Annotated in this window: 20 protein-coding genes and 5 tRNA genes; 16 read left to right on the top strand and 9 right to left on the bottom strand. The window is 70.8% G+C overall.

Annotated features, from left to right (window positions below):
* Positions 1–89 precede the first annotated feature (89 nt).
* The gene (locus tag DWB77_RS11695; RefSeq protein WP_120721205.1) at positions 90–1,442 is read left to right on the top strand and encodes a M64 family metallopeptidase; all 1,353 of its coding nucleotides are present in this window, start codon (positions 90–92) and stop codon (positions 1,440–1,442) included.
* Between the two features lie 438 nt (positions 1,443–1,880).
* Here DWB77_RS11695 and DWB77_RS11690 read toward each other — a convergent pair whose 3' ends face one another.
* The gene (locus DWB77_RS11690; protein ID WP_120721204.1) at positions 1,881–2,933 is read right to left on the bottom strand and encodes a substrate-binding domain-containing protein; all 1,053 of its coding nucleotides are present in this window, start codon (positions 2,931–2,933) and stop codon (positions 1,881–1,883) included.
* 246 nt (positions 2,934–3,179) lie between these two features.
* Here DWB77_RS11690 and DWB77_RS11685 point away from each other — a divergent pair, with 246 nt between their 5' ends.
* The 5 genes from DWB77_RS11685 to DWB77_RS11665 all read left to right on the top strand — a co-directional run bounded on the left by DWB77_RS11685 (position 3,180) and on the right by DWB77_RS11665 (position 9,207).
* Complete coding sequence (locus tag DWB77_RS11685) at positions 3,180–5,570, top strand: polysaccharide lyase 8 family protein (protein WP_120721203.1); 2,391 nt, start codon at positions 3,180–3,182, stop codon at positions 5,568–5,570.
* A 220-nt stretch (positions 5,571–5,790) separates the two neighbouring features.
* Positions 5,791–7,374, top strand: a complete 1,584-nt coding sequence (locus tag DWB77_RS11680) for an acyl-CoA carboxylase subunit beta (protein WP_120721202.1) — start codon at positions 5,791–5,793, stop codon at positions 7,372–7,374.
* Positions 7,375–7,386: 12 nt separating this feature from the next.
* A complete protein-coding gene (locus DWB77_RS11675) occupies positions 7,387–7,599 on the top strand; it encodes an acyl-CoA carboxylase subunit epsilon (RefSeq protein WP_120721201.1) in 213 nt (70 codons plus the stop codon).
* A 154-nt stretch (positions 7,600–7,753) separates the two neighbouring features.
* Positions 7,754–8,380, top strand: coding sequence for a TetR/AcrR family transcriptional regulator (locus DWB77_RS11670; RefSeq protein ID WP_120727667.1), 627 nt, complete (start codon positions 7,754–7,756; stop codon positions 8,378–8,380).
* Positions 8,377–9,207, top strand: coding sequence for an alpha/beta fold hydrolase (locus DWB77_RS11665; protein ID WP_120721200.1), 831 nt, complete (start codon positions 8,377–8,379; stop codon positions 9,205–9,207). The genes DWB77_RS11670 and DWB77_RS11665 overlap by 4 nt, the downstream gene beginning before the upstream one ends.
* A 442-nt stretch (positions 9,208–9,649) precedes the next feature.
* Here the strand turns inward: DWB77_RS11665 and DWB77_RS11660 are convergent, their stop codons facing one another.
* From DWB77_RS11660 to DWB77_RS11625, 8 genes are all read right to left on the bottom strand, one after another.
* Positions 9,650–10,231, bottom strand: a complete 582-nt coding sequence (locus DWB77_RS11660; RefSeq protein WP_100577617.1) for a GTP-binding protein — start codon at positions 10,229–10,231, stop codon at positions 9,650–9,652.
* Positions 10,212–10,793: a DUF742 domain-containing protein gene (locus tag DWB77_RS11655; protein WP_120721199.1), complete on the bottom strand. Its 582-nt coding sequence runs from the start codon at positions 10,791–10,793 to the stop codon at positions 10,212–10,214. The genes DWB77_RS11660 and DWB77_RS11655 overlap by 20 nt, the downstream gene beginning before the upstream one ends.
* A 111-nt stretch (positions 10,794–10,904) precedes the next feature.
* On the bottom strand, positions 10,905–11,318 hold the full coding sequence (locus DWB77_RS11650; protein WP_162952516.1) for a roadblock/LC7 domain-containing protein: 414 nt from the start codon (positions 11,316–11,318) through the stop codon (positions 10,905–10,907).
* Positions 11,319–11,328: 10 nt separating this feature from the next.
* On the bottom strand, positions 11,329–14,538 hold the full coding sequence (locus DWB77_RS11645; protein ID WP_120721197.1) for a sensor histidine kinase: 3,210 nt from the start codon (positions 14,536–14,538) through the stop codon (positions 11,329–11,331).
* A 356-nt stretch (positions 14,539–14,894) separates the two neighbouring features.
* On the bottom strand, positions 14,895–15,476 hold the full coding sequence (locus DWB77_RS11640; RefSeq protein WP_100577621.1) for a GTP-binding protein: 582 nt from the start codon (positions 15,474–15,476) through the stop codon (positions 14,895–14,897).
* The gene (locus DWB77_RS11635; RefSeq protein ID WP_053727885.1) at positions 15,457–15,864 is read right to left on the bottom strand and encodes a DUF742 domain-containing protein; all 408 of its coding nucleotides are present in this window, start codon (positions 15,862–15,864) and stop codon (positions 15,457–15,459) included. The genes DWB77_RS11640 and DWB77_RS11635 overlap by 20 nt, the downstream gene beginning before the upstream one ends.
* 178 nt (positions 15,865–16,042) lie before the next feature.
* A complete protein-coding gene (locus DWB77_RS11630) occupies positions 16,043–16,456 on the bottom strand; it encodes a roadblock/LC7 domain-containing protein (protein WP_100577622.1) in 414 nt (137 codons plus the stop codon).
* Positions 16,457–16,465: 9 nt separating this feature from the next.
* Entirely contained in the window at positions 16,466–20,173 is a 3,708-nt protein-coding gene (locus DWB77_RS11625; RefSeq protein ID WP_120721196.1) for a sensor histidine kinase, read from the bottom strand.
* Positions 20,174–20,754: 581 nt separating this feature from the next.
* On the opposite strand from DWB77_RS11625, the gene DWB77_RS11620 reads away from it, so the two are divergent.
* The 10 genes from DWB77_RS11620 (at position 20,755) to DWB77_RS11575 (ending at position 25,771) form a co-directional block, all read left to right on the top strand.
* The gene (locus DWB77_RS11620; RefSeq protein WP_120721195.1) at positions 20,755–20,952 is read left to right on the top strand and encodes a hypothetical protein; all 198 of its coding nucleotides are present in this window, start codon (positions 20,755–20,757) and stop codon (positions 20,950–20,952) included.
* Between the two features lie 159 nt (positions 20,953–21,111).
* Positions 21,112–21,906: a fumarylacetoacetate hydrolase family protein gene (locus tag DWB77_RS11615; RefSeq protein ID WP_120721194.1), complete on the top strand. Its 795-nt coding sequence runs from the start codon at positions 21,112–21,114 to the stop codon at positions 21,904–21,906.
* 4 nt (positions 21,907–21,910) lie between these two features.
* Positions 21,911–23,422 carry a glutamate--tRNA ligase gene (gene gltX, locus DWB77_RS11610; protein WP_246033845.1) on the top strand — a complete coding sequence of 504 codons (1,512 nt, stop codon included), beginning with the start codon at positions 21,911–21,913 and terminating at the stop codon, positions 23,420–23,422.
* A gap of 269 nt (positions 23,423–23,691) precedes the next feature.
* On the top strand, positions 23,692–24,381 hold the full coding sequence (locus DWB77_RS11605) for a DUF4241 domain-containing protein (protein ID WP_120721192.1): 690 nt from the start codon (positions 23,692–23,694) through the stop codon (positions 24,379–24,381).
* 68 nt (positions 24,382–24,449) lie between these two features.
* A complete protein-coding gene (locus DWB77_RS11600; protein ID WP_120721191.1) occupies positions 24,450–25,169 on the top strand; it encodes an HAD family hydrolase in 720 nt (239 codons plus the stop codon).
* Positions 25,170–25,256: 87 nt separating this feature from the next.
* Positions 25,257–25,328: transfer RNA gene (locus DWB77_RS11595), tRNA-Gln, on the top strand.
* Positions 25,329–25,350: 22 nt separating this feature from the next.
* Positions 25,351–25,423, top strand: a tRNA-Glu gene (locus DWB77_RS11590).
* A 61-nt stretch (positions 25,424–25,484) separates the two neighbouring features.
* Positions 25,485–25,557, top strand: a tRNA-Glu gene (locus DWB77_RS11585).
* 16 nt (positions 25,558–25,573) lie between these two features.
* A tRNA-Gln gene (locus DWB77_RS11580) sits at positions 25,574–25,645 on the top strand.
* Between the two features lie 53 nt (positions 25,646–25,698).
* Positions 25,699–25,771, top strand: a tRNA-Glu gene (locus DWB77_RS11575).
* Positions 25,772–25,982 lie beyond the last annotated feature (211 nt).

Below are 25,982 nucleotides of genomic sequence, written 5' to 3'. Positions count from 1 at the left end.
TGCGCACACCCCGTGCGCCCCCTAATTTAAGCAGGCCGTTCAACGCATTTACCCGAGCGCTTAACTTCCGTTACAGGAAAGAGGACTTCATGCGCCCACCCACGCGCGGAGGCATCGCGACGGCCACGCTCGCCGGCGCCGCCCTCCTGGCCACCCTCCTCGCGAGCCCCGCCTCAGCGGTCACCGCCGACCCACCGCCGCCGCGCCCGAAGGTCCAGGTCGAGATACCCGGGCCGGAGGCCGCCTCGGGGCAGACCCTCGCGGGCTCCGGCCCCACCCTCGTCCCGGTGAACGGGCGGGGCGGATCCGCGCCGCACCTCTCGGCGCCCTCGTCGGTCGCCGCCGACGGGCGGGTCACCAAGGTGGTCGACAACGGCAGTACGGCCGACCGCCTGGACATCGTCATCGTCGGGGACGGCTACACCGCCGACCAGTTGGACCGGTTCCACGCCGACGCCAAGGAGAAGTGGGGCGAGATCACCGGCGTCGAGCCGTACACCACCTACCAGAACCTCTTCAACGTGTGGACCGTGGACGCGGTCTCCGCGCAGAGCGGTGTCTCCGGCGACCCGGCGCAGGGCGACGTCAAGGACACCGCGCTCGGCTCGTACTTCTGGTGCGACGGCGTCGAGCGGCTGCTCTGCGTCGACCAGGACAAGGTCGACTCGTATGTGGCGAAGGCGCCCCAGGCCGACCTGGTCGTGGTCCTCGCCAACAGCGCCAAGTACGGTGGCGCGGGATACAACGAGCCGTCCCCGACGCTCGGTTACGAGGGAATCTCCACGGCGTCGGCCGGGAACGCCAAGTCCGGGCAGGTCGCCATCCACGAGACCGGGCACTCCCTCGGCAAGCTCGCCGACGAGTACTTCTATCCCGGCACCCCGGGCTACGAGCACTACGAGGGCCCCGAGGCCGACCAGTCCAACATCTCGGTCCTGACGGCGGACCGGATGGCCGCGGCCCGCACCAAGTGGTACCGGTGGCTCGGTGAGGTCTCGCCCGACGGGGGGACGGTCGGGGCGTACGAGGGGGGCGGCTACTACGTCACCGGGCTCAACCGGCCCACGGACGGGTCCATCATGCGGATCCTCGGCAAGCCGTTCAATCTGCCGGGGGTGGAGGCGATGATCGCGGGCTTCTACCGGCACGCCTCCATCGCGACGCCGGGCGTCTCGACCTCCCGTACGTTGCGGTCGTACGACGTCGCGCGGGTGACGGTTCCCCGGCTGGTGGGGGAGCGGCAGTTGACGGTTCGGTGGTACTTGGACGGGCGGGAGTTGCGGCGGTATGCGGGGGCGAGGGTGGTGCCGGTGTGGGGGCTGGGGCTTGGGCGGGGCTCCCACGACCTGACGGTGCGGGTCACTGACTCCACGGCGTCCGTCCGTGACCCGGGGATCGCGGCGGGCCTGCACGCCACGGTGACCTGGCGCGCCCACCGCTAACCCCCTGGGGCTCCGCCCCAGACCCCATATCGCGCCTGGACGGCGCTCGTCCTCAATCTCCCCCAAGGCCTTAAGGGCCAGGGGGGACCCCCATGACGGGCTGAGGTGGCCGATGCGGGCCCGCACCGAGTAGCTAGGGGCGCGGGGAACTGCGCGACCAGCCACGCACGGCCCGCAGCCAAAGGACCCTGGGGTTCCGCCCCAGACCCCGTTCGCGCCTGAACGGCGCTCGTCCTCAATCGCCGGACGGGCTGTAGGTGGCCCAGCACCGAGTAGTTAGGGGCGCGGGGAACTGCGCGACCAGCCATCTGCGGACCGCAGACGAAAACGGGTTTTGAGGGGCGCGGGGAACTGCGCGAGAAGCGACCACGGTCCGCACACGACCGGGGGTTTTGGGGGTGCGGGGAACTGCGCGAAAGGGGGAGCGGGCCGGAGGGGTTACGTGCTGGAGGCGCGCAGAGTCAGGGTGGGGAGGATCGCGAGGTGGTGGTGGGGCCGGGCGGGGGCGGCGATGCGCTGGGACAGCATGTCCACCGCCGCAACCCCCACCGCCCGCTTCGGCGGAGCCACCGCCGTAAGAGGAATGTCGGCCAGCGCCGCGACCTCGTCGTCGTACGCCACGATCGCCAGATCCCCCGGCACGGACAGCCCCCGCGCCCGAAGCCGGGGGAGCAGCACGATCGCGTCGTGGTCGTTGTGGACCAGGACCGCGTCGAGCAGCCCACCCCCCACCGCCCGGGTGAACGCGTCGAGTTGGGCATCGCGCCGCACCGGGTCGGTCTCGGGCGCCGTGAGGGTGAAGCGCAGTGACTCCGGCGCCGGCCGGCCGAGCGAGGCGAGCCCGCCGAGGTAGCCCTCCTGGACCAGCGCGCCGTGCGGGCTGTCCGCGCGCAGCAGAAGGCCGATGCGCTCACGGCCGGACTCGGCGAGATGGCGTACGGCGAGCCGGGCCCCGTAGGCGTGGTCGGTCACCACGCGTTCCGCGCCCGGAACGTCGTCCCCCGAGCGCCGCTCCACCAGGGTGAACGGCACGCCGAGCGCCGTCAGCCAGTCCTGGTCGCCGACCGGTCCGCACGGGGCGATGAGCAGCCCGTCGATCCCATGGGCGAGCAACTGCCGTACCTGCGCGCGCTCTTCGTCGGGGCGGTACTGCGAGATGCCGAGCACGAGCCGGATGCCCCGCGCGGCCGCCGCCTCCCTGGCCCCCTTGATGACCTCGGGGTAGTAGTAGTCGGCCGTCGGCACGACGAGGCCGAAGACCAGGGGCGGACCGGTGGGATGGACGGCGGGCGCCGTCGGGTCCGGGGCGTTCTCGGGGAGCAGCGCCCCGCCGTGCACCCGGGCCACCAGACCGCGTTCGGCCAGCGCCTCCACGTCCCGGCGCACGGTGACCGCCGACACCTTCAACTCCTCGGCGAAGTCCGTCACCCGCAGCGAGCCGCGCTCACGCAGCCGCCGCAGTATCGCCTGGTGTCTGTCCTCGGCATGCACGTGGCTTCGCCCCTCCCCGGCGGCGTCGGCCGAGCGCCGTCAACCGCTGACCAGGAGCGTAACCCCCGTCAGATCGTTCGTGCACGATTCTGTGCGAACGATCAATTTCCTTGATGAATGTGCGAAGTATTGCGCGTTCTTTCGATGTCATGAGAGAAACCGCTCCATCGCGCTTCGCTCGCCCCGGGCCCCGCGGCCCACCCCGTGCCCCTCCTTCTTCGCTGTCGCTCCGGAGGTTCCGCCACCATGCCATCCCCGCAGGGCAGTTCACGCCGTACCTTCCTCGCCGCGTCCGGCACCGGCGCCGCCGCCGTCTCGCTGGGTCTGGCCCTGCCCGCGGCCCGGGCGGGGGCGTCCCAACTCGCCCTGGACGGCGACGAGTTCGACACCCTGCGGCTGCGCTGGCGCGATCTGACCCTCGGGACGGGCTTCGACGCGAAGGCAGAGCCCTACGCCACCAAACTGGCCGCGCTCGGCACCGCCGCCCGCACCGCGCTGGCCACCATGGCCCCCGCCACCGGATCCCTCTGGCCCGACCAGCCGCTGACCGTCCCCGCCACCGGCTCCGCCAACATGAGCGCGAGCTACGGCCGGCTCAGCACCATGGCGCAGGCCTGGGCGCAGCCCGGCACCGGGTCCACCGGTGACACCGCGCTGATCGCGGCCGTCGGCCGGGGCCTCGACCACCTCCACGCACAGATCTACAACGAGTCCACTAAGCCCTTCGGCAACTGGTGGGACTGGCAGATCGGCAGCCCCCGCCTTCTCCTCGACACCGCCGTCATCGCCTACGAGACGCTCACCGCCGAACAGATCGCCCACTACGCCGCCGCGGTCGACCACTTCGTGCCGGACAGCGCGGTCGCGGTCTACGCCGGGACCTCCACCGGCGCCAACCGCACCGACCTATGCCGGGTGCTCGCCACCCGGGGTGTGCTCGGCAAGACGGCCGCGAAGATCGCCCTCGCCCGCGACGCGCTGTCGCCCGTCTTCCCGTACGTCACCACCGGGGACGGCCTCTACGCCGACGGCTCGTTCATCCAGCACACCTGGATCGCCTACACCGGCTCCTACGGAGAGGTGCAGATCGACGGCCTGTCCCGGCTGTTCGCGCTGCTCGCCGGATCCACCTGGGCGGTCACCGACCCCAACCGCCAGATCATCCTCGACTCCGTCGAGCGCAGCTATGCGCCCTTCATCCACGACGGCCTGATGATGGACTGCGTCAACGGCCGCGCGATCTCCCGGCAGGCCACCGACGACCAGCTGATGGGTCGCACGATCATGGCCCATATCGCGATGCTCGCCCTCGGGGCGTCGGCCGCCGAACGCGACCGCTGGCGGTCGCTGATCAAGGGCTGGGTCGACCGCGCGCCGAGCGTCCCGGTCCTCGCCGACCAGCGGCTCTCCGTCGCCAACCTCGCCCTGCTGCGCGCCGCGGTGGACGCGGCCCCCTCGGCGGCCCCCGCCCCCACCGGCCCCCGGCTGTTCCCCGCGATGGACCGCGCGGTGCACCGCGGCACCCGCTTCGCCGCCTCCCTGAGCATGTCCTCGCACCGGATCGCGTACTACGAGAACGGCAACGGCGAGAACCTGCGCGGCTGGCACACCGGCTCCGGCATGCTCGCCTGGTGGGGCGAGGGCTTCGCGGGCGACCAGTACAGCGACGCCTTCTGGCCCACCGCCGACCCGTACCGGATGCCCGGCACCACCGTCGCGCGCAAGCCGCTCGCGGACGGCGAAGGCGGCGCGTGGGGCGCGGCCAGACCCGCCACGACCTGGGTCGGCGGCGCCGAGGACGGCACCTACGCGGTGGTCGGCCAGCATCTCAAGGGGCTGTCCTCCACCCTCACCGCCCGCACGTCCTGGTTCTTCGTGGGGAACGAGATCGTCTGTCTCGGCGCCGGCATCACGGCGAGCGACGGAGCACCCGTCGAGTCCGTCGTCGACCACCGCAACCTCGGCGCCGCCGGCACCAACGCCCTCACCGTCGACGGCCGCCGTCTGCCCGCCACCCTCGGCCGGCACGACACCTTCCGGCGGGCCCGCTGGGCGCACATCACGGGCCACGGCGGCTATGTCTTCCCCGACGGCGCCGCCGTCCAGGCCCTGCGCGAGGAGCGCACCGGCACCTGGAGGGCGATCAACACCGGTGGCACCGCGGACCCGGTCACCCGCCGCTACCTCACCCTCTGGTGCGACCACGGCACCGACCCCACCGACGCCTCGTACGCCTACGTCCTGCTGCCCGGCGCCCGCCAGCTGGAGACCGCGGTGCGCGCCGCCGACCGCGACAAGGTGCGCGTTCTCGCCAACTCGGCTTCGGTACAAGCCATTTCGGCCCACCGGCTGGGGCTGCTCGCCGCCAACTTCTGGACGGCGGGTGCGATCGGAGGCCTCGCCGTGGACGGTCCGGCGAGCGTCCTGGTCCATACGGCTCACCGCATGGCGACCCTCTCGCTGGCCGCCCCCGAACGCACCGGAGCACCCGTCGAGCTGGTCTGGGACCGGCCGGTACGCTCGGTGGCCACGCGGGATCCGAGGGTCGAGGTGCTCGCCACCGGAGGCTCACTGCGCCTGCGCATCGCCCCGGGGACCACCTGCGGCACGGTGCGTACGAATGTCGTCCTGCGCTGACCGGAGGCTGACACCCGGCTGACGCGAGACGGGCACGGCGCTGACGTGACGCTGACGCCGCCCCTCCGGTCGTTGTCGACACCCAACAGATCTCGGTGCCCCTGAGCTGTCGAGTCGGCCGCCCGGTGCAGGTCTACTGTCAGGCCCCACTAGGAAAGGGGTCGTGAGACTGTTCGGAGTCGACGGAGGAAATCCTTGACCCCTTTCGTAGGGTCGATACATGACCGTTGTGGACCAGACCCCGGGTGAGCCGAGCGATACGCGTGGACGTGTGGCGGAACTCCTCGCCCTGCGTGAGGAAGCCCGTCGTGGGCCCAGTGAGCGCGCGACCGAGGCGCAGCATGCCAAGGGCAAGCTGACCGCCCGCGAGCGCATCGACCTGCTGCTCGACCCGGACTCGTTCCACGAGGTGGAGCAGTTGCGCCGGCACCGGGCGGTGGGCTTCGGCCTGGAGGCGAAGAAGCCGTACACCGACGGTGTGATCACCGGTTGGGGCACGGTGGAGGGCCGCACGGTCTTCGTGTACGCCCATGACTTCCGCATCTTCGGCGGCGCGCTGGGCGAGGCCCACGCCACGAAGATCCACAAGATCATGGACATGGCCATCGCGGCGGGCGCGCCCCTGGTCTCCCTGAACGACGGTGCGGGCGCCCGGATCCAGGAGGGCGTCAGCGCGCTCGCCGGTTATGGCGGCATTTTCCAGCGCAACACCAGGGCGTCGGGTGTGATCCCGCAGATCTCGGTGATGCTGGGCCCGTGCGCGGGCGGCGCCGCCTACAGCCCCGCCCTGACGGACTTCGTCTTCATGGTCCGCGAGACGTCCCAGATGTTCATCACGGGACCGGACGTGGTGCGCGCGGTGACGGGCGAGGAGATTACCCAGAACGGCCTCGGCGGCGCGGACGTGCACGCCGAGACCTCCGGCGTGGCGCACTTCGCGTACGACGACGAGGAGACGTGCCTGGCGGAGGTGCGGTATCTGATCTCGATGCTCCCCTCCAACAACCGGGAGAACCCGCCGGTCCACCCGAGCGACGACCCGGCCGACCGCCGCTCGGAGGTCCTGCTCGACCTGGTGCCCGCCGACGGCAACCGCCCGTACGACATGCACAAGGTGATCGAGGAGCTCGTCGACGACGGCGACTTCCTGGAGGTCCACGAGCGCTGGGCCCGCAACATCATCTGCGCGCTGGCGCGCTTCGACGGCCAGGTCGTCGGCATCGTGGCCAACCAGCCGCAGTCGCTGGCGGGCGTCCTGGACATCGAGGCCTCGGAGAAGGCGGCCCGCTTCGTCCAGATGTGTGACGCCTTCAACATCCCGATCGTCACCCTGTTGGACGTCCCCGGCTTCCTGCCGGGCGTCTCCCAGGAGCACGGTGGGATCATCCGGCACGGCGCGAAGCTGCTGTACGCGTACTGCAACGCGACGGTTCCGCGGATCTCGCTGATCCTGCGCAAGGCGTACGGCGGCGCGTACATCGTCATGGACTCCCAGTCCATCGGCGCGGACCTCACCTACGCATGGCCCACCAACGAGATCGCGGTGATGGGCGCGGAGGGCGCGGCGAACGTCATCTTCCGTCGGCAGATCGCGGAGGCCGAGGACCCCGAGGCGATGCGGACCCGCATGGTCAAGGAGTACAAGGCCGAGCTCATGCACCCGTACTACGCGGCCGAGCGCGGCCTGGTGGACGACGTGATCGACCCGGCGGAGACCCGGGCCGTTCTGATCGCCTCCCTCGCGATGCTCAAGACCAAGCACGCCGACCTGCCGTCCCGCAAGCACGGCAACCCGCCTCAGTAAGAGGAGACGAACTTGACCACCTCGAACCCCAACTCGTCCGAGTCCCTGCTCCGCGTGGAGAAGGGCGACGCCGCTCCCGAGGAGCTCGCCGCGATCACCGCGGTCCTGCTCGCGCGGGCCGCCGCCCAGCCCGCAGCCGCGCCCAAGCGCGGGCGCTCCACCGCCGGCTGGCGCCGCCTGGAGCGCACCCCCGGCTTCCGCGCCCCCCACTCCTGGCAGGGCTGACCGCTCCGGTCGCCCCGCAGAAAGCCCCCGCCCCCGCCGGCGGGGGCTTTTCGTTGTCCCCGTGCGCCATTGCTAGGAAAATTAGGTGAAAACCTAGGGCTCCTAGGTTAGGGTCGAAGATCGAAGGGTGTGGCAACGAGACGAGGGGGTGCGCATGGTGCGCGTGGGGCTGACGGCCGAGCGGCTCGCCGCGGCGGGTGCCGAGCTGGCCGACGACGTCGGGTTCGAGGGCTTGACGGTGTCCGCGCTCGCGCGGCGCTTCGGCGTCAAGGACGCGAGCCTGTATTCGCACATCAAGAACCTCCGCGAGCTGCGCCAGCGGGTCACGCTGTACGCGGCGAGCGAGTTCATCGACTCCATCGCGGCGGCCGTCGCGGGCCGGGCCGGCAAGGACGCCCTGGTCGCCTTCGCCGACGCCTACCGGGCGTACGCGCTGGCCCACCCCGGCCGGTACGCCGCCACCCAGCACCAGGTCGACCCCGAACTGCTCGCCGGCTCTACGGTCATGGCGCGCACCGCGGACACGACCTACGGGATGCTCCGCGCCTACGGCCTCACCGAGCCCGACCTCACCGACGCGGTACGCCTGCTGCGCAGCACCTTCCACGGCTACATCAGCCTCGAAGCGGAGGGCGGATTCGGCCACCCCCGCGAGGTGCAGAGGTCGTGGGAGCGCGGGGTCCAGGCCCTGCACATCCTGCTGGAGCACTGGCCCAGAGACCAAGACCAAGAGAAAGCCCAAGAGAAAGACCAAGAGAAAGAGGGGGGAGAAGAACGATGACTGAACCGACCATCGGCACGCTGAAGGTGCCGGGCGCCACCCTGCGCTACGAGGTGCGCGGCACCGGGCCCGTACTGCTGCTCATCCCGGGAGGCGGCGGGGACGCCGGGATCTTCGAGCCGGTCGCCGACGCGCTCGCCGACCGCTTCACGGTGGTGACCTACGATCCCCGCGGCCACTCCCGCAGCCCGCTCGACGGGCCGGACGTGGACCAGCGCGTCGAGACCCAGGCCGAGGACGCCCACCGGCTGCTCGACCGGGTGGCGCCGGACGGGTCGCCCGCGTACGTCTTCGGCACCAGCTCGGGGGCGATCGTCGCGGTGGAGCTGCTCATACGGCACCCCGAGCGCATCGCGCGGGTGGTCGCGCACGAGCCCGTACTCGTCTCGCTGCTGCCCGACGCGGCCGAGCACCACGCCTTTTTCAGCCATGTCGTGGCGACCTTCCGCGAGGCGGGGGTGGACGCCGCGATGGCCGAGATGAGTGCGGGGTGCGGTGAGGAGCGGGGCGAGAAGCCGGACCTGTCCGGGCTCTCGCCGCGGATGCTCACCACGTTCGAGCGGGTGCGGGGGAACTCGGCGTTCTTCCTGGGGCGCGTTCTGGGGCCGTTCAGTGCGCATGAGCCGGATCTGGCTCAACTCGACGCGTGCGGGGGGAAGTTGGTGCCGGCGGTGGGGTGGGCGTCGTACGGGTTGCGGCTGTGGCGGCCGGCGGCGTGGTTGGGGGAGCGGTACGGGGTCGCTCTCGCGGAGTTCGCGGGGGGCCACGTGGGGGTGGTGACCCACCCGGCCCCCTTCGCCGGGACCCTGGCCGCTCTACTGCGCTGACCGGGGGTTTCTCGGCCCGGGGCCACGTTTTGCGCAGTTCCCCGCGCCCCTGAACCCCCTCGAACCTGCGGGCCGTGCCCGCTTCCCGCGCAGTTCCCCGCGCCCCCAAAAACCCGTCTTCGTCCGCGGGCCGTGGTCGCTTCTTGCGCAGTTCCCCGCGCCCCTAACTACCCGGTGCGGGGACGCCCCTGGAAACCCGTGTTCGTCTGCGGACCGTGCCCGCGTCTCGCGCAGTTCCCCGCGCCCCTAGCAGGATCGGTGCTGGCCGGCATCGGCCACCTCAGCCTGTCCGGCGATTGAGGACGAGCGCCGTTCAGGCGCGAACGGGGTCTGGGGCGGAGCCCCAGGAAGGCCCGAACCATCCAACCCGTTGCACGGGCGGGTGGGTGGGCAAAGGGGCTGGGGCGGAGCCCCAGGGGGCCGGGGCTCCGGGCGGGCGGGGTCAGCGGAGGCGGGCCATGAGGGCGTGTTCGACGAGGGTGATGAGGGCGCTTTTGGCGTCGGCGCGGTGGCGTGCGTCGGTGACGATGATGGGGGTGTCGGGCCCGATCTGGAGTGCTTCGCGTACTTCGTCGGGTGTGTAGGGCTGGTGTCCGTCGAAGCCGTTGAGGGCGATGACGAAGGGGAGTCCTGAGTTTTCGAAGTAGTCGACGGCGGGGAAGCAGTCGGCGAGGCGGCGGGTGTCGACGAGGACGACGGCGCCGATGGCGCCGCGGACGAGGTCGTCCCACATGAACCAGAAGCGGTCCTGTCCGGGGGTGCCGAACAGGTAGAGGATGAGGTCCTGGTCGAGGGTGATGCGGCCGAAGTCCATGGCGACCGTGGTGGTCGTCTTGTCCCCGGTGTGGGTCAGGTCGTCGATGCCCGCGCTCGCGGACGTCATCACGGCTTCGGTGCGCAGGGGGTTGATCTCCGAGACCGCGCCGACGAACGTGGTCTTGCCCACGCCGAAGCCGCCCGCCACCACGATCTTCGCCGACGTGGTGGAACGGGCGGCACCGCCGCTAGAGCTTGCGAAGTCCACTGAGCACCCTTTCGAGCAGTGTCACGTCTGGCTGTCCGCCGGCGGACTCGTCGCCGCCGGGCTGGTGGATGGCGACAAGTCCGGCCTCGGCCAGGTCGGCTACGAGGATCCGGGCAACGCCGAGGGGGATGGTGAGGAGTGCCGAGATCTCGGCGACCGACTTGATCTCGCGGCACAGGTGGCAGATCCGCTGGTGCTCGGGCAACTGCCCTTGCAGCCTTGCCGGTTCGGCCGTGGTGTGCACCAGCGCCTCGATGGCGAGCTGGTAGCGCGGCCGCGTACGGCCGCCGGTCATGGCGTACGGACGCACAAGGGGATTGTGCGTGCCTCCCGCGGGTGAGGACTGCGGGCTCTGCCGCGGCTGCACCGTTTCGATGCGGGGCTGCGGCGGCTGGTCATAGGGGCCGGGCCGGCGGTTCGGCTGCTGGTAGGGCCCCTGGTACTGGCCCTGGCCCTGACCCTGTCTGCCGGGCGCGGAGGGGTAGTTGAAGCGGTTCTGGCCGTGCTCACCCGGAGACTGCTGTCCACCGCTGTAGGGGTGCCCGCCTGGGGGTGTTGTCACGTTTCCTCCTCCGACTACCGGTGCCCGTCCCATTGGGGCCGCGCCACCGCACTTTATGGGGCGGTGGCGAGAAACGCACGGCCTGTCTGCTGATTGAGAACTGATCGGTAACTAGTTAAGAAGGCTTCCCTGAAGCTCCGCGCGGAGGTCGGGAGTCAGCACGCTCCCGGCCCGGTCCACGAGCAGCGCCATCTCGTAACCCACCAGGCCGATGTCGGCCTCCGGGTGGGAGAGGACGGCGAGCGAGGAACCGTCGGAGACGGACATGATGAAGAGGAAGCCGCGCTCCATCTCCACCACCGTCTGGTTGACGGCGCCGCCTTCGAAGATCCGGGAGGCGCCCGCGGTGAGGGACGTCAGACCGGAGGCCACGGCCGCCAGCTGATCGGCCCGGTCCCGGGGGAAGCCTTCGGACATCGCCAGCAGGAGTCCGTCGGCGGAGACCACCACCGTGTGGGACACCCCGGGGGTGTTGTCCACGAAGTTGGTGATCAACCAGTTCAGATTCTGCGCCGCCTGGCTCATCGGGCTCACACTAACGCTCCTGGTTGTAGGTGTTACTTGTCTCCGACCCCGCGTTACGGCCCTGCTGGACACCGCGGCGCAGGTTGCTCAACCTGCCGCGGACGTCCTCCGGAGCGCGGGAGACCTGGGGGCCGCCCTGCGGGGTCTGCTCGGCCGCGCCCTCGACCAGATTGGCCTTGGGCACCCGCCGGGGGAGACCGGAGGGAGTGACCCCGCCGGCCTTGGGCTCACGGAGCTTCTCGGCCCGCGTCCAGCGCTCGTCGTTGGTCGAGCGCCAGTCGCCTGCCGGTCCGTCCGACGTCTCGGGCCGCTCCTGCTCCTGCTCGGACTCGGCCGTCCAGCCCTGGGGGCCGCCGCGCCGCGGCAGACCGGCGTCGGTCAACTCGTGTGCGGGGGCCGGGGTGGCGCCCGGACGGTCGAAGCCTACGCGGTCCGCGGCGCCCCCGGGAACGCCCCGGGGCTCCTCGGCGGATTCCGCTTCCGGCTGGAAGGGGGCCGCGTAGGGCTCCTGGTAGGTGTTGTCGCGCGGCCAGTCGTCCTGCGGCGCCTGGGGAGAGTACGGGGCCTCAAAGGGTCCCTGGTCGGCCGTGGGCTCCGCGTAGGAGCCTTCCGGATAGGCCGACTCGCGGTAACCGTCCTGGGGCGCGTAGGAGTCCTGGGCGTAGCCACCGGTGTGCTCGGGGGCGTACGGCTGGTTCTGGTACGAGCCGTCGTAGCCGTCGGTCCGCTGGGGCTCGTAGGAGCCCTCGTAGGACTGGTCCTGCCCGAGGTACTGCTGCTGGTTGTCGTACGAGCCGTCGTACGCCTGGTGCTGCTGCGGCTCGACCTCGTCGCGGAACAGGGGGCGTTCGCCGCCCTGTGCCTGGGCCTCCAGGGCCGCGCGGCGCTCCTCACGCATCAACGACCGGTTCACCGGGTCGAGTTCGTGCGGATCGGCCTGCTCGCCGGTCTCGTACCGCGAGTCGTCGAAGCCGAGCTCGGCCGCGGTGCGCATCGGGGCCGGGGCCGCCTCGTACGGCTGCTGCTGGTGCTGCTCGGGGATGATCGAGGAGACCGTGAAGTCGTCGCCCATCGAGGCGCTCTCGCCACCGCCACCATGGGTGATCGGGTCCGGGAGCATGACCAGGGACGTGGTGCCGGCCTGCTCGCCCGAGGGACGGAGCTGGACGCGGATGCCGTGCCGGTCGGCGAGGCGGCCGACCACGAACAGGCCCATGCGCTGCGAGACGGCGGCGTCCACGGTCGGCGGGTTGGCCAGGCGGTGGTTGATGTCCGCGAAGTCCTCGGCGGTCAGGCCGATGCCCTTGTCGTGGATCTCGACCATCACACGGCCGTCGGGAAGACGGGTCGCGGTGACGCGGACCTTGGTCTGCGGCGAGGAGAACGTGGTGGCGTTCTCCAGGAGCTCGGCGAGCAGGTGCACGAGGTCGGTCACGGCCCGGCCGTGGATCTCGGCCTCCGGCACGCCGGACAGCTCGATGCGCTCGTAGGACTCCACCTCGGAGGAGGCCGCGCGCAACACGTCGACCAGCGGGACCGGCTGGTCCCAGCGGCGGCCCGGCTCCTCGCCCGCGAGGACCAGGAGGTTCTCGCCGTTGCGGCGCATACGGGTCGCCAGGTGGTCCAGCTTGAACAGGCTCTCCAGCTGGTCCGGGTCGGCCTCGTTGTTCTCCAGGTCGGTGATGAGGGTCAACTGGCCCTCGATCAGGGACTGGTTGCGACGCGAGAGGTTGGTGAAGATCGCGTTGACGTTGCCCCGCAGCAGGGCCTGCTCGGCGGCGAGCCGGACGGCCTCGCGGTGCACCTGGTCGAAGGCGCGGGCGACCTCGCCGATCTCGTCCGTGGAGTCGATCGGGATCGCCTCGACCCGGGTGTCGACCCGGCCCGGTTCGGTGCGCGAGAGCTGGTCGACGAGCATCGGCAGGCGCTGCTCGGCCACGTCGAAGGCGGCGTTGCGCAGCCGGCGCATCGAGCGGCTCATCTGGCGGGCCACCATGCCGGCCAGGATGAAGGCGGCGAGCAGCGAGACCACGACGATCGCGCCGTTGATGTACGCGGTGGACTTGGCGTCGTCGGCGATCTGGCCGGCCTCGGTCACGGCCTTGCCGACGAGGTCGTCCTCGATCTCGCTGTAGCCGTCGAACTTGGAGGTGGACGCGGCCATCCAGGCCTCGGGGGTGATGCCCTCGGCCTTGAGCTGCTTGACGGTCCGGCCCTCGCCGATCGCGGCGGCCATCCCGTTGTAGATCGAACCGTCGGCGGCCGGGGCGGCGCCGATGTGCGGGCCGTTGTCGGCCTGCTGCTTGGCCCCGGGGAACTCCTGGGCGACCTTGGCCGCCCGGGTCGTCATGACGTCCTTGAGGTGCTGGCTGTCGGCGTCCGTACCACCGGCGTCGAACTCGCCGAGGGCGATGAACTCCAGGTAGTTGTACGAGTTGAACGCCTTGACCTGCATCTGGAAGGTCTTGGCGTCGTCGCTGGGCCGCAGCAACAGGTGCAGGCCGATGGAACGCTGGAGCGACTCCGCGGACTTGGCGAGGTCGACCGCGTACACCATGCGGCCGTAGCTGGTGATGTTGCCGGTGCCCAGGCCGAGCTCGTTGGAGAACGTGCTCAGGTAGTGCGGGATCGCCGTGTAGCCCTCTTCGGTGAGGACCGGGTTCTTGGCCTCGACGCCCTTGGCGTACGCGGTCTTGCGCAGGTCCTCGAGGGTCTTCTCGGCCTCGCGGACCTTGGCCAGACGGCGCTTGAGGCTCGGGGTGTCCGGCATGCCCTGGACGGCCTCGTCGAACTTGGCGCGGGCCGCGTCCGAGGTGGCGTACGCCTTGCTGACCACGTCGCTGTCCCGCTTGTTCTGCAAGAGGGGCTCGGCGGTGAGGTCACGCTCGTTGAGGAGCGCCTGGCCGTAGTCGGAGGCGGCGCGCACGATGTTCGCGACCTTCTCGGCGTTACGGGCGTCGCGCCAGGTGGCTATGGACCCGTTCACCTCGAAGCCGCCCATGACGAGGCCGACGAGGACGGGGATGAGCAGGATCGCGTTCAGCCGGGTGGCCACTCGCCAGTTGCGCGGCGAGAAACGGCTGCTGCTGCCCGGGGCGTCCTTGGCGGCGGAGTCCTGGGCAGAGGTCTGGCGCGCCGGTGGTGGCACCACCGTGCGCTCGGGCGGGGTGAAGTTGCCCCGCGCCTGCTGCGTCGCGGAGCTCGTCCTGCTTCGCTTCACTCGACCAACAACCTCTCGGAGCCGGCACCCGTGGGGCGTGCCGCTGTGTGTTTCAGAGCCGTACTTCTCGGGGCCGTACTACTCGGGAGTTCGCCGAATTCCAGCACGTGGGACGGCCCCCATCCAAACGTCTGGAATCTGCGGTTCCGAGTGGCCAAGACCTCAGATAAAACGGGCATAAAGAGCGAGCCCCGCCAAATGACGGGGCCGATGTGAGCGCAGTGGCACCGGATGAACGCGGCGGGTTGCGGTGACACGATAATTCTCTGTCGAAACGTTATGAACGCAGGGGCGGATCGTGTCAAAGGACACAGTCCGCCCCCGTTTCTCCTACGACAACTGCCGTAGGGCACCGCCTACTTGAGGCGGGCCATGAGGGCGTGTTCGACGAGGGTGATGAGGGCGCTTTTGGCGTCGGCGCGGTGGCGTGCGTCGGTGACGATGATGGGGGTGTCGGGCCCGATCTGGAGTGCTTCGCGTACTTCGTCGGGTGTGTAGGGCTGGTGTCCGTCGAAGCCGTTGAGGGCGATGACGAAGGGGAGTCCTGAGTTTTCGAAGTAGTCGACGGCGGGGAAGCAGTCGGCGAGGCGGCGGGTGTCGACGAGGACGACGGCGCCGATGGCGCCGCGGACGAGGTCGTCCCACATGAACCAGAAGCGGTCCTGTCCGGGGGTGCCGAACAGGTAGAGGATGAGGTCCTGGTCGAGGGTGATGCGGCCGAAGTCCATGGCGACCGTGGTGGTCGTCTTGTCCCCGGTGTGGGTCAGGTCGTCGATGCCCGCGCTCGCGGACGTCATCACGGCTTCGGTGCGCAGGGGGTTGATCTCCGAGACCGCGCCGACGAACGTGGTCTTGCCCACGCCGAAGCCGCCCGCCACCACGATCTTCGCCGACGTGGTGGAACGGGCGGCACCGCCGCTAGAGCTTGCGAAGTCCACTGAGCACCCTCTCGAGCAGCGTTACGTCCGGCGTGCCGCCGGTCTCTCCATTGCCCGGCTGGTGGATGGCCACCATGCCGGCCTCGGCCAGGTCGGCTACGAGGATCCGGGCGACACCGAGCGGCATCTGGAGCAGCGCGGAGACCTCCGCCACCGACTTGACCTCACGGCAGAGGTGGCAGATCCGCTGGTGCTCGGGAAGAAGCGTGGCAAGGTGCGCCGGGTCTGCTGTGGTGCTGACCAGCGCCTCGATGGCGAGCTGGTAGCGCGGCCTGGTCCGGCCACCGGTCATGGCGTACGGACGGACCAGCGGCTGGTCGCCTTCACCGTCGTACGCCGCGTCGTGCAGCGCGCCGTACGAGTCGTGTGAGGCGGGTGGCGGGGTCATTGGTTCCTCCGGGCGGGGACAGCAAGGCATCTGCAAGCCGTCGGGCAGGGCCGGTGGGGGGGAGTGGTGCGGCCGGGACGGATATCTGCATCGTGCGGGAGCGGTCCGCGCCGGAGGGGGCGGCGCCGACGGCTCCCGACCCCCGGCCTCGCGAGCGGCTCGGCCGGGGGGTTTGCGATCAGTGGAGCAGGCTGCCCTGGAGCTCGGCGCGCAGGTCCGGCGTGAGGACGCTGCCGGCGCGGTCGACCAGGAGAGCCATCTCGTAGCCCACCAGGCCGATGTCGCACTCCGGGTGCGCGAGTACGGCCAGGGAGGAACCGTCGGACACGGACATCAGGAAGAGGAAGCCTCGCTCCATCTCCACCACGGTCTGGGCGACGCTGCCACCCTCGAAGATCCGGGAGGCCCCGGCGGTCAGCGAGGTCAGACCGGACGCCACGGCGGCCAGCTGGTCGGCGCGGTCGCGCGGGAAGCCTTCGGACATGGCGAGGAGCAGGCCGTCGGCGGAGACCACCACTGTGTGGGACACCCCTGGGGTGTTGTCCACAAAGTTGGTGATCAACCAGTTCAGGTTCTGTGCCGCCTGGCTCATCGGACTCAACTAACGCTCCTGCTGGTGAGTGGGGTCCACGTGGAAGCTGCCGGTCGAGCCGTTGTTGGCCTGCCGGCCCTGCTGGATGCCCCGGCGGAGATTGGTCAGCCGGCCGCGCACGTCGTCGGGCGCCCGGGAGACCTGGGGTCCTGCCTGGTGGTTCTGCTGCTGTGCGGTGCCCGGCACCAGGTTGGCGCGCGGGACCCGCTTGGGAAGACCGGACGTGGTCACGCCACCGGCGGCGGGCTTGCGGGCCCGCTCGGCCTGGCGGACCAGATCGTCGTTGGGCGAACTGCGCCAGTTTCCGGCGCCGTTGGAGGCGGCCGTGCCCTGGGCGCCGCCGCCCTCACGGACCGGCAGGCGCTCGGGAGCCGGCTGCTGCGGGGCGCTGCCCCGGCCGCCGTCGGGTGCGGACCTGCGCGGCGCCGGGGGCGTCTGGGCGGGCTGCTGCTGGCCGCCCTGCTGACCCTGCTGCTGGAACCAGTTGGTCTCCAGCGTGTCGTACAGCGGGGTGCGGCCGTCACCGGCACCGGCCGGCGGCAGCGACTCGTGCTGCGGCTGGGCGGGCAGGCTCGCGGCCGGCTGGCGCGGGGCGCCGAAGTCGTTGCCCTCCGGACGCCGGCGCGGGGCACCCTGACCGAAGTCCTGGCCCTGCGGCCGGCCCTGCTGGGGCGCCTGCTGCTGGTACTGCTGCGGCTGCACCGGCTGCGGCGCGGGGGGCTGCGGCGCGTTGAAGTCCGGGCGGGCGAACTCGGAGGTCGCCGCCGGGTTCTGCCGGTCGTCGGAGCCGTGGCGCCCGTACTGGCCGGTGGCGGACGGGTCCTGGTCGGGACGCCCGTACTGGCCGGTGGTGGCGGACTGGTCGCCGTACCCGTTGTAGCTGCCCGGGCCCTCGAACTGGCCGGTCGCCGCGGGGTCCTGCGCGGCCGGCGTGCCGAACACGTCGGGGCGTACGAACTGGCCGGTGCCCGAGGTCTGGTCCTGCTGGGAACCCGGCGGGGGGCCGTCGAAGTCCGGGCGCTCGAACTCGGCGGTGGCGCCCGGGCCCTGGCGCTCGCCGAGCGCGGGGCGCGGGTACTGGCCGGTGTGCTGCTCGGGCTCCTCGTGACCGCGCGGCGCGTCCAGCGCCGAGGGGTCGGCGCCCCAGCTCGCGGCCTGCGGCCGGGCCGGCTGCTGCGTCAGCGGGTTGCCGCCGGGCAGCTCGGCGCGCGGGGCGCCGGGCGGCGGGGTGATCGGACGGTCGCCGCGACGGGGGGCCGCCGGGGCGCTGCCGAACGCGTTCTGCTGACCCTGCTGCGGGGGCTGACCCTGCTGGGGGCCGGTGCCCCGGGGCGGCAGCGCGGCGCGCGGACCCTGGCCGCCGGCGACCTGGCCGCGCGGGGCGCCCGCGCCGAGCCGGCCGCCGGGGTTGCCGGGGCCACCGCCGAGCGGGCCCGCGGCGAGCCCGGCACGCGAGGGCGGACCGCCCGCGAGACCGGGACGGCCACCCTGGCCCGCCGGGGCCTGCGGCTGGCCGGCACCCGGCTTGCCGGGCACCTTCTTGCCGCCCTGGGCGACATCGACGGGCAGCATGACGAGCGCCGTGGTGCCACCGGAGTCCGAGGGGCGCAGCTGGATGCGGATGCCGTGTCGCAGGGACAGGCGGCCGACCACGAACAGACCCATGCGGCGCGAGACCGAGACGTCCACGGTGGGCGGCGACGCGAGCCGCTCGTTGATCGCGGCGAGGTCCTCGGGGGAGAGGCCGATGCCGGTGTCGTGGATCTCGACCAGGACGCGGCCGTCGGGCAGCGCGTGACCGGTGACGCGGACCTTGGTCTGCGGCGAGGAGAACGAGGTGGCGTTCTCAAGGAGCTCTGCGAGCAGGTGCACGAGGTCGTTGACCACGCGTCCCGCGACCTCGGTCGCGGGCACGGCGGCCAGTTCGATGCGCTCGTACTGCTCCACCTCGGAGGCGGCGGCGCGGAGCACGTCGACAAGCGGGACCGGGCGGGTCCAGCGTCGGCCCGGTTCCTCACCGGCGAGGACGAGGAGGTTTTCGCCGTTACGGCGCATACGGGTCGCGAGGTGGTCGAGCTTGAAGAGCGAGGAGAGCTGGTCCGGGTCGGCCTCGCGGGACTCCAGCTCGGAGATGAGCGAGAGCTGACGCTGAATCAGACCCTGGGAGCGGCGCGAGAGGTTGGTGAACATCGCGTTGACGTTGCCCCGCAGGAGGGCCTGCTCGGCGGCGAGGCGTACGGCCTCGCGGTGCACGTCGTCGAAGGCCGCGGCCACCTGGCCGATCTCGTCCCGGGAGTGCACCCCGACCGACTCCACGGAGGTGTCGACGTCCTGCGGGTCCGACTCCGAGAGCTGCTTGACGAGCTCGGGCAGCCGATCCTGGGCGACCCGCGTCGCGGTGTCCTGGAGGCGGCGCAGCGAGCGGATCATGGAGCGGGCCACGACGAACGCGCCGACCAGCGAGACGCCGAGCACGACGAGGATCAGCACACCGTTGAGGATCGCGTCGCGCTGCGAGGAGTCGCGCAGCTCGCGCGCCTTCTGCTCCATCTCACCGAGCAGGGTCTGCTCGATGGTCTTCATCTGGTTGATCTTGTTGGAGTCCTGGTCGTACCAGTCGAGGTACGAGCGGTGCTGCTCCTGGTTGATGCCGCCGGTGTTCTTCAGGACGCGCTGCGAGTACGCGTTGGCGGCCGTGATCTCCGAGTTGCCCTTGTCGAGCGGGGCCATCAGCTCGGTGGCGTTGCCGCCGTTGGCCTCGTACACGTTCTGGAACGAGGCGAGCGACTGGCGCTCGCCGTCCTGCGCCGCCTTGGCGTAGAGGCGGTCGGGCTCCAGGAGGTTGCCCGTCTTGTCCTTGGTGGCGGGCAGCGCGGCGGCGATGATCGCGCGCTGGACCGAGGCGTACTCCTTGGCCGAGGAGAAGGCCGCGAGCGCACGGGTCCGCTTGATCATCTCCGGGTTGGAGGTGGCCTGGGCCATGTCCTGGGAGAGGCTGAGCAGACCGCGGATGAGACGGCTGTAGGACTCGACCGTCTGGGAGTTGGTGGAGCCTTCCTTGTACGCGGTCTTGCGGATGCTCTCCAGGTCCTGGAGCTGGATCGCGATGTTGGTGACGTTGCGCCGGATCGACTCCAGGGCGTCGTCGTTCTCCGTGCCGCTGACGTCCTGGGTCGCGTTGATGAACGTCTTGCGCACCAGGTCGGTGGCGGAACGGTCGGTCTGGACGCGGGCGTCGGAGGTCTGGGTGGAGAGCGGGCCCGCCGAGTCGTCGCGCTCGGTCTGGAGCGCGGCGGCGAGCTCGGTCGCCTGCTTGGTCATGTCGGTGAGCAGCTGCATGTGGTCCAGCTGCTGCATGTCGTTCATCGACTGGTTGATGCGCAGTCCGCCCAGGGTGGTCGCGGCGACCACGGGGAGCGCGAGCAGCGCGACGAGTCGGGTCGAGATGCGCCAGTTGCGCAGTGCTATTCGGGAGCCCGTGTCGGCGGGCCCGATGGGTTTGCGGTCGCCGGAAGCGTCGCCGCCGGACGGGCCCGTGGACCCGCCGGTGCGCGCCGTCGGGCCGCTCGCCTCACCGGCCGGAGCGGAGGAGGGGTTCTCGGTGCCCCGGGGGTTCTGGGCGTGCTGGGGCGAGGAACTGGCCGTCTTGGGGCCAGTCCCGCCCTGCGGCTCCTGCTCCGCCGCAGCGCTGCCATCCCTCTTGAAACGTCCCTGCACTAGCGTCGCAACCTCTGGACCAGGCGTCCCCCCGCTCTAGGCGGATGGGACGGTGTCGGCGTCATGGGGGCACTGCGCGCCCCCTGGGTGGTCTGAGTGACCGGCGCTTGTCCTGCTCCCCCTCCCGCCGCTCACCCGGCGCTGCGTTGCGCCCCTGCGCACCGGTCAGTGACCCGCGGCGGTGCGTGGAATTCCAGCACAGTGCCGGATCTCCAACAAGGCCCGCGTACCGGGCCGTGACCTGAGTGACACATTGTGAGTATCGCGTCACAAGACGTAGAAAGTGATCACGGAGAAAACGGACTTATGCTTACGAGTCACTTACGGGCGGGGGGTGTCCCAGTCGAGATGATCAGGAGAGGAATAAGGGGTTCGGTACGGGAATGTCCGTTCCGGGGCGGTCAGTTGACAGACCCTTATATCCCTTTTGTGGCTTCATTCGTGAGCAAACTCACATGTTGATCGTCGTCTCTACGACCCTTTGCCGGGAATTCGAATGTTTAGCCTGACGCTTTACAGGGATGGCCAGACCGACAACCGGCGCCTCAGCGGTGCCCGTAACGACAGGGTTCGTAGCAGAGATGAAGACGACGATGATCATCCGCAACATAGCCAACCCGCGCCGCACCACCCTGGCGCACCTCGCGGACGCCGAGGAGTTGCAGCGGGCGGCCCAGCCGGAGCACACCGTCGAACTCCCCGCCCAGACGGCCAACCCGCGCCGCACCATCCTGATGAAGGCCCCCGCGCCGGCCCCGGTCGACGCCGCCACCGTCTGACCCCGCCGCGCGCCCGCCTTCGGGCCCGCCGCCCGGTGAGCCGTCGCGGGCCCCGGGGCGCCACCAAGAAGGCGCACGACCGGCGCCCCCACCCGCGTTAGCCTGGAGCGTCAGACTCCGGCCAGTACCAGCTAAGCGAAGTGAGGGGCGACAGCACTCGTGCGCATCGCCAGGTTCTCCATCGACGGCAATGTCGCCTTCGGAGCCGTCGAGGGCGACGGCCCCGACGGTCTCGTACTCGACATCATCAAGGGCATCCCGTACGCGGACTTCGAACTCTCCGGCACCAAGGTGCCGCTGAGCAAGGTCCGCCTCCTGCCGCCCGTGCTCCCCAACAAGGTCGTGGCCATCGGCCGCAACTACGCGGAGCACGCGAAGGAACTCGGCAACGCCATCGTCGACGACCAGGGCCGCCCCGAGCCGCCCGTCGCCTTCTTCAAGCCGACCACCTCGGTGATCGGCTCCGGCGACGCCATCGAGTACCCCTCCTTCTCCGACGAGCTGCACCACGAGGCCGAACTCGCCGTCGTGATCGGCCGCATGTGCCGTGAGGTCCCGCGCGAGCGCGTCAAGGACGTCATCTTCGGCTACACCTGCGCCAACGACGTGACCGCCCGTGACGTCCAGAAGCGCGAGAAGCAGTGGGCCCGCGCCAAGGGCTTCGACACCTCCTGCCCGCTGGGCCCCTGGGTGGAGACCGAGCTCGACCCCTCGGACCTCGCCATCCAGGCGACCGTCAACGGCGAGCAGCGCCAGCTCGGCCGCACCGCCGACATGATCCGCTCCATCGAGGAGCTGGTCGTCCACATCACCGAGGCCATGACGCTGCTCCCGGGCGACGTCATCCTCACCGGCACCCCGGCCGGGGTCGGCCCCCTCAACGTCGGCGACGAGGTCGCCGTCACCATCGAAGGCATCGGCACTCTCACCAACAAGGTGATCAAGCGTGGCTAACCCCCTGGACGCGTCCTCCCCCAAGCTCTCGACTCCGCTCGAGCAGGGGGGACCCCCACGCGTCCGTTTCTGTCCCTCCCCGACCGGCAACCCTCATGTGGGCCTGGTCCGGACCGCCCTGTTCAACTGGGCGTTCGCCCGGCACCACGGCGGCACGTTCGTCTTCCGCATCGAGGACACCGACGCGGCCCGCGACTCCGAGGAGTCGTACAACCAGCTGCTCGACTCGATGCGCTGGCTCGGCTTCACCTGGGACGAGGGCCCGGAGATCGGCGGCCCGCACGCGCCCTACCGCCAGTCGCAGCGCATGGACATCTACCGCGACGTGGCCGAGAAGCTGCTCGCCGGCGGATACGCCTACCCCTGCTACTGCACCACCGAGGAGCTGGACGCCCGCCGCGAGGCGGCCCGCGCCGCCGGCAAGCCGTCCGGCTACGACGGCCACTGCCGTGAGCTGAGCGCCGAGCAGAAGCAGGCGTACGAGGTCGAGGGCCGCAGCCACGTCGTCCGCTTCCGGATGCCCGACGAGGCGACCACCTTCACCGACCTGGTCCGCGGCGAGATCACCGTCCAGGCGGAGAACGTCACCGACTACGGCATCGTCCGCGCGAACGGCGCCCCGCTGTACACGCTGGTCAACCCGGTCGACGACGCCCTGATGGAGATCACCCACGTCCTGCGCGGCGAGGACCTGCTCTCCTCCACGCCCCGCCAGATCGCCCTGTACAAGGCGCTGATCGACCTCGGCATCGCCAAGGCGATCCCGCAGTTCGGACACCTGCCGTACGTCATGGGCGAGGGCAACAAGAAGCTCTCCAAGCGCGACCCGCAGGCCTCCCTCAACGTCTACCGCGAGCGCGGCTTCCTGCCCGAGGGGCTCCTCAACTACCTCTCGCTGCTGGGCTGGTCGTTCTCGGCGGACCAGGACGTCTTCGCCATCGAGGACATGGTCGCCAAGTTCGACATCGCGGACGTCAACGCCAACCCGGCCCGCTTCGACCTGAAGAAGGCCGAGTCCATCAACGCGGACCACATCCGCATGCTGGACGAGAAGGCGTTCGCCGCGGCCTGCGAGCCGTGGCTGCGCGCCCCGCACGCCAACTGGGCCCCCGAGGACTTCGACGAGAAGGCCTGGCAGGCGATCGCCCCGCACGCCCAGACCCGGGTGACGGTCCTCTCGGACATCACCGCCAACGTGGACTTCCTCTTCCTGGAGAGCCCCGTCGAGGACGAGGCGTCCTGGACGAAGGCCATGAAGGAGGGCTCGGACGCGCTGCTGCGCACGGCGCGCACGAAGCTGGAGTCGGCGGACTGGACGTCGCCGGAGTCCCTGAAGAACGCGGTCCTGGCGGCGGGCGAGGAGCACGGCCTGAAGCTGGGCAAGGCCCAGGCCCCGGTCCGCGTGGCCGTGACCGGCCGCACGGTGGGCCTGCCGCTCTTCGAGTCCCTGGAGATCCTGGGCAAGGACAAGACGCTGGCCCGCATCGACGCGGCGCTGGCGAGGCTGGCGGCGTAAGCGCCACGCGGACGAGCGAGCGAGGGGCGGTGGCCGGGGAGCCACCGCCCCTTCGGTATGCCCCCGGCCGTTGGGGCGGCGCCCAACTCGCCACGGAATACCGGGCCGTCCACTCCCCACGTACGCAACACCCCGCCGCCACAAGGGAGTTGTTCGGCGACGAAGGCGAGCCCCGTCGCCGCCGCCCCCGACGCCGTTGTCAGCGGCCCGCGTTATGTTCTTCGGGTAGTGCCCGTCAACCACCACCGCGCCCTTTCCAGGAGACTCCCATGCCCATGCCCGCCCCCGACTTCTCCTGGCACTTCACCGAGGGCAACACCTTCACCGAGGAGTCCGGCACCACCGGCACCCTCGGCGTCGTGGCCGGCGGGGAGCTGTGGCTGCACACCGGGCGGGTCATCGCCTGCGATCCGTTCGTCGCGCTCGGCGCCGGTGAGGCCGAGCCGTTCACCGCGCGGGTGGACCCGGGGCACTACCGGGTGGACGCGGCCGTGGCCACCCTGGTGCGCGAGGAGGAGCCCGAGCAGGACACCCCGCACCTGCGGGTCGCCGCCGCGCGGCTGGTGATCAAGGACGCCCCCACCGTGGCGTGGGAGCTCGCGCTCCAGCCGGGCCAGGACCTCGGCGAGCTCGGCGACGACGAGTTCTTCGGATACGGGGTCGACGCCGGCACCGGCTGCTTCTACGACGCGGGCTCCGACGGCTCGTTCCCCGACTGCGAGGGCGACGAGGGCCCGCTGTGGGACGCCTTCGCCACCGCGCCCGACGTCTCGCCCGCGCCGGGGCCGCACACCATCACCGACCCCGCGACCGGCCACAACCTGATCGCCTTCACCTCGGGCTGGGGCGACGGCACCTACCCCACCTGGATAGGCCGCGACGCGACCGGCGCGATCACCTGCTTCGTCACCGACTTCTTCGTCGTCCCCGCCGAGGCCCTCGCCCCGCTCGCGCCCTGACGCCGCCCGTCCCGGCCGCATATGCCGGAACGCCCCCGCGCCGCGAGAGCGGGACCTAAGCTCGAACCATGGCCATCCGCGCCGTCCTGTGGGACATCGACGACACGATCTTCGACTACTCCGCGGCCTCGCGCTCCGGGATGCGCACCCACCTCGGCATCGAAGGGCTGCCCCGCGCCTACGCGTCCGTCGAGAGCGCCCTGGACCACTGGCACGAGGTCACCGCCTACCACTGGGCGCGCTTCGCGGCGGGGGAGACCGACTGGGAGGGCCAGCGCCGGGACCGGGTACGGGCCTTCGTCGACGACGACATGAGCGACGAGAGCGCCGACGCCTGGTACGAGCGCCACGTCGCCCACTACGAGGCCGCCTGGAGCCTCTTCCCCGACGCCCTGCCCGTTCTCGACGTACTCGCCGAGGACTACCGGCACGCCGTCCTGTCCAACTCCTCGCTCCGCAACCAGGAGCGCAAGCTGCGCACCCTCGGCGTACGTGACCGGTTCGAGGCGCTGCTCTGCGCGGCCGAACTCGGCATCGCCAAGCCGGAGGCGGCCGCCTTCCACGCCGGCTGCGAGGCGCTCGGACTGCCGCCCGAGGACGTCGTCTACGTGGGCGACCAGCCGGACATCGACGCACGCGGGGCGGACGATGCGGGGCTCAAGGGAGTGTGGCTCGACCGCTCGGGGGCGGGCGGGCGACCCGAGCTGGTCCGCATCACGGGACTCGACCAGCTCCCCGGCCTGCTGCGGCGCGATACCCGTTTTGGAGCGCCGGACACCTTCGGGTAATGTTCTTCCTGCGCCAAGGGGAACGGGAAAAAACCCCGAACCGACAGCGCAAGCCGAACAAAACTCCTGATGGGAGTTGCGTTTTGGTGGGCTATGGTGTAATTGGCAGCACGACGGTTTCTGGTTCCGTTAGTCTAGGTTCGAGTCCTGGTAGCCCAGCTCGCAGAGCTTTATCTGCAAGGCCCCCGTTGTGTAGCGGCCTAGCACGCCGCCCTCTCAAGGCGGTAGCGCCGGTTCGAATCCGGTCGGGGGTACAGATCCTTCCCGCGGGATCACCAGGGTCGCACCCGGTGAACTCGATGCAGGATCGCTAGGGCCCCCGTTGTGTAGCGGCCTAGCACGCCGCCCTCTCAAGGCGGTAGCGCCGGTTCGAATCCGGTCGGGGGTACTGGTCTAAACCACCATGGGCTATGGTGTAATTGGCAACACTACGGTTTCTGGTACCGTCATTCTAGGTTCGAGTCCTGGTAGCCCAGCGGGTCATCTCATGATCCTGGATCTTCTTCAGAAGCTCCGAACAAGCAGGCAGGCCCCCGTTGTGTAGCGGCCTAGCACGCCGCCCTCTCAAGGCGGTAGCGCCGGTTCGAATCCGGTCGGGGGTACGCACAGAGAATTGGCCCTCCGCCTTTGCGCGGAGGGCCTTTTCGTGTGCCCACCACCCTGCTGCACGCGGCTCTCGCCCCGCCCCAACTCCTCGGCCCCGCCGTGGCGTTCAGGCCGGCCCTCCCAACTCCCGCGCGTCCGGCGCCCGTTGAGTGACCCCGAACACACCTCCGGCCCACCGCTGCGGCGTTGAAGCGGTGGGCCGGACAG

This window comes from Streptomyces hundungensis (genome assembly GCF_003627815.1).
GTDB lineage: Bacteria > Actinomycetota > Actinomycetes > Streptomycetales > Streptomycetaceae > Streptomyces > Streptomyces hundungensis_A.
Note: the sequence above shows the minus strand (reverse complement) of the source record. Positions and strands in the feature narration are given on the sequence as shown.

Coding starts and splice junctions, on each gene's coding strand:
- DWB77_RS11695 (WP_120721205.1), top strand. CDS start 90: ATGCGCCCACCCACGCGCGGAGGCATCGCGACGGCCACGCTCGCCGGC.
- DWB77_RS11685 (WP_120721203.1), top strand. CDS start 3,180: ATGCCATCCCCGCAGGGCAGTTCACGCCGTACCTTCCTCGCCGCGTCC.
- DWB77_RS11680 (WP_120721202.1), top strand. CDS start 5,791: ATGACCGTTGTGGACCAGACCCCGGGTGAGCCGAGCGATACGCGTGGA.
- DWB77_RS11670 (WP_120727667.1), top strand. CDS start 7,754: ATGGTGCGCGTGGGGCTGACGGCCGAGCGGCTCGCCGCGGCGGGTGCC.
- DWB77_RS11665 (WP_120721200.1), top strand. CDS start 8,377: ATGACTGAACCGACCATCGGCACGCTGAAGGTGCCGGGCGCCACCCTG.
- DWB77_RS11650 (WP_162952516.1), bottom strand. CDS start 11,318: ATGAGCCAGGCGGCGCAGAATCTGAACTGGTTGATCACCAACTTCGTG.
- DWB77_RS11635 (WP_053727885.1), bottom strand. CDS start 15,864: ATGACCCCGCCACCCGCCTCACACGACTCGTACGGCGCGCTGCACGAC.
- DWB77_RS11630 (WP_100577622.1), bottom strand. CDS start 16,456: ATGAGCCAGGCGGCACAGAACCTGAACTGGTTGATCACCAACTTTGTG.
- DWB77_RS11620 (WP_120721195.1), top strand. CDS start 20,755: ATGAAGACGACGATGATCATCCGCAACATAGCCAACCCGCGCCGCACC.
- DWB77_RS11605 (WP_120721192.1), top strand. CDS start 23,692: ATGCCCATGCCCGCCCCCGACTTCTCCTGGCACTTCACCGAGGGCAAC.
- DWB77_RS11600 (WP_120721191.1), top strand. CDS start 24,450: ATGGCCATCCGCGCCGTCCTGTGGGACATCGACGACACGATCTTCGAC.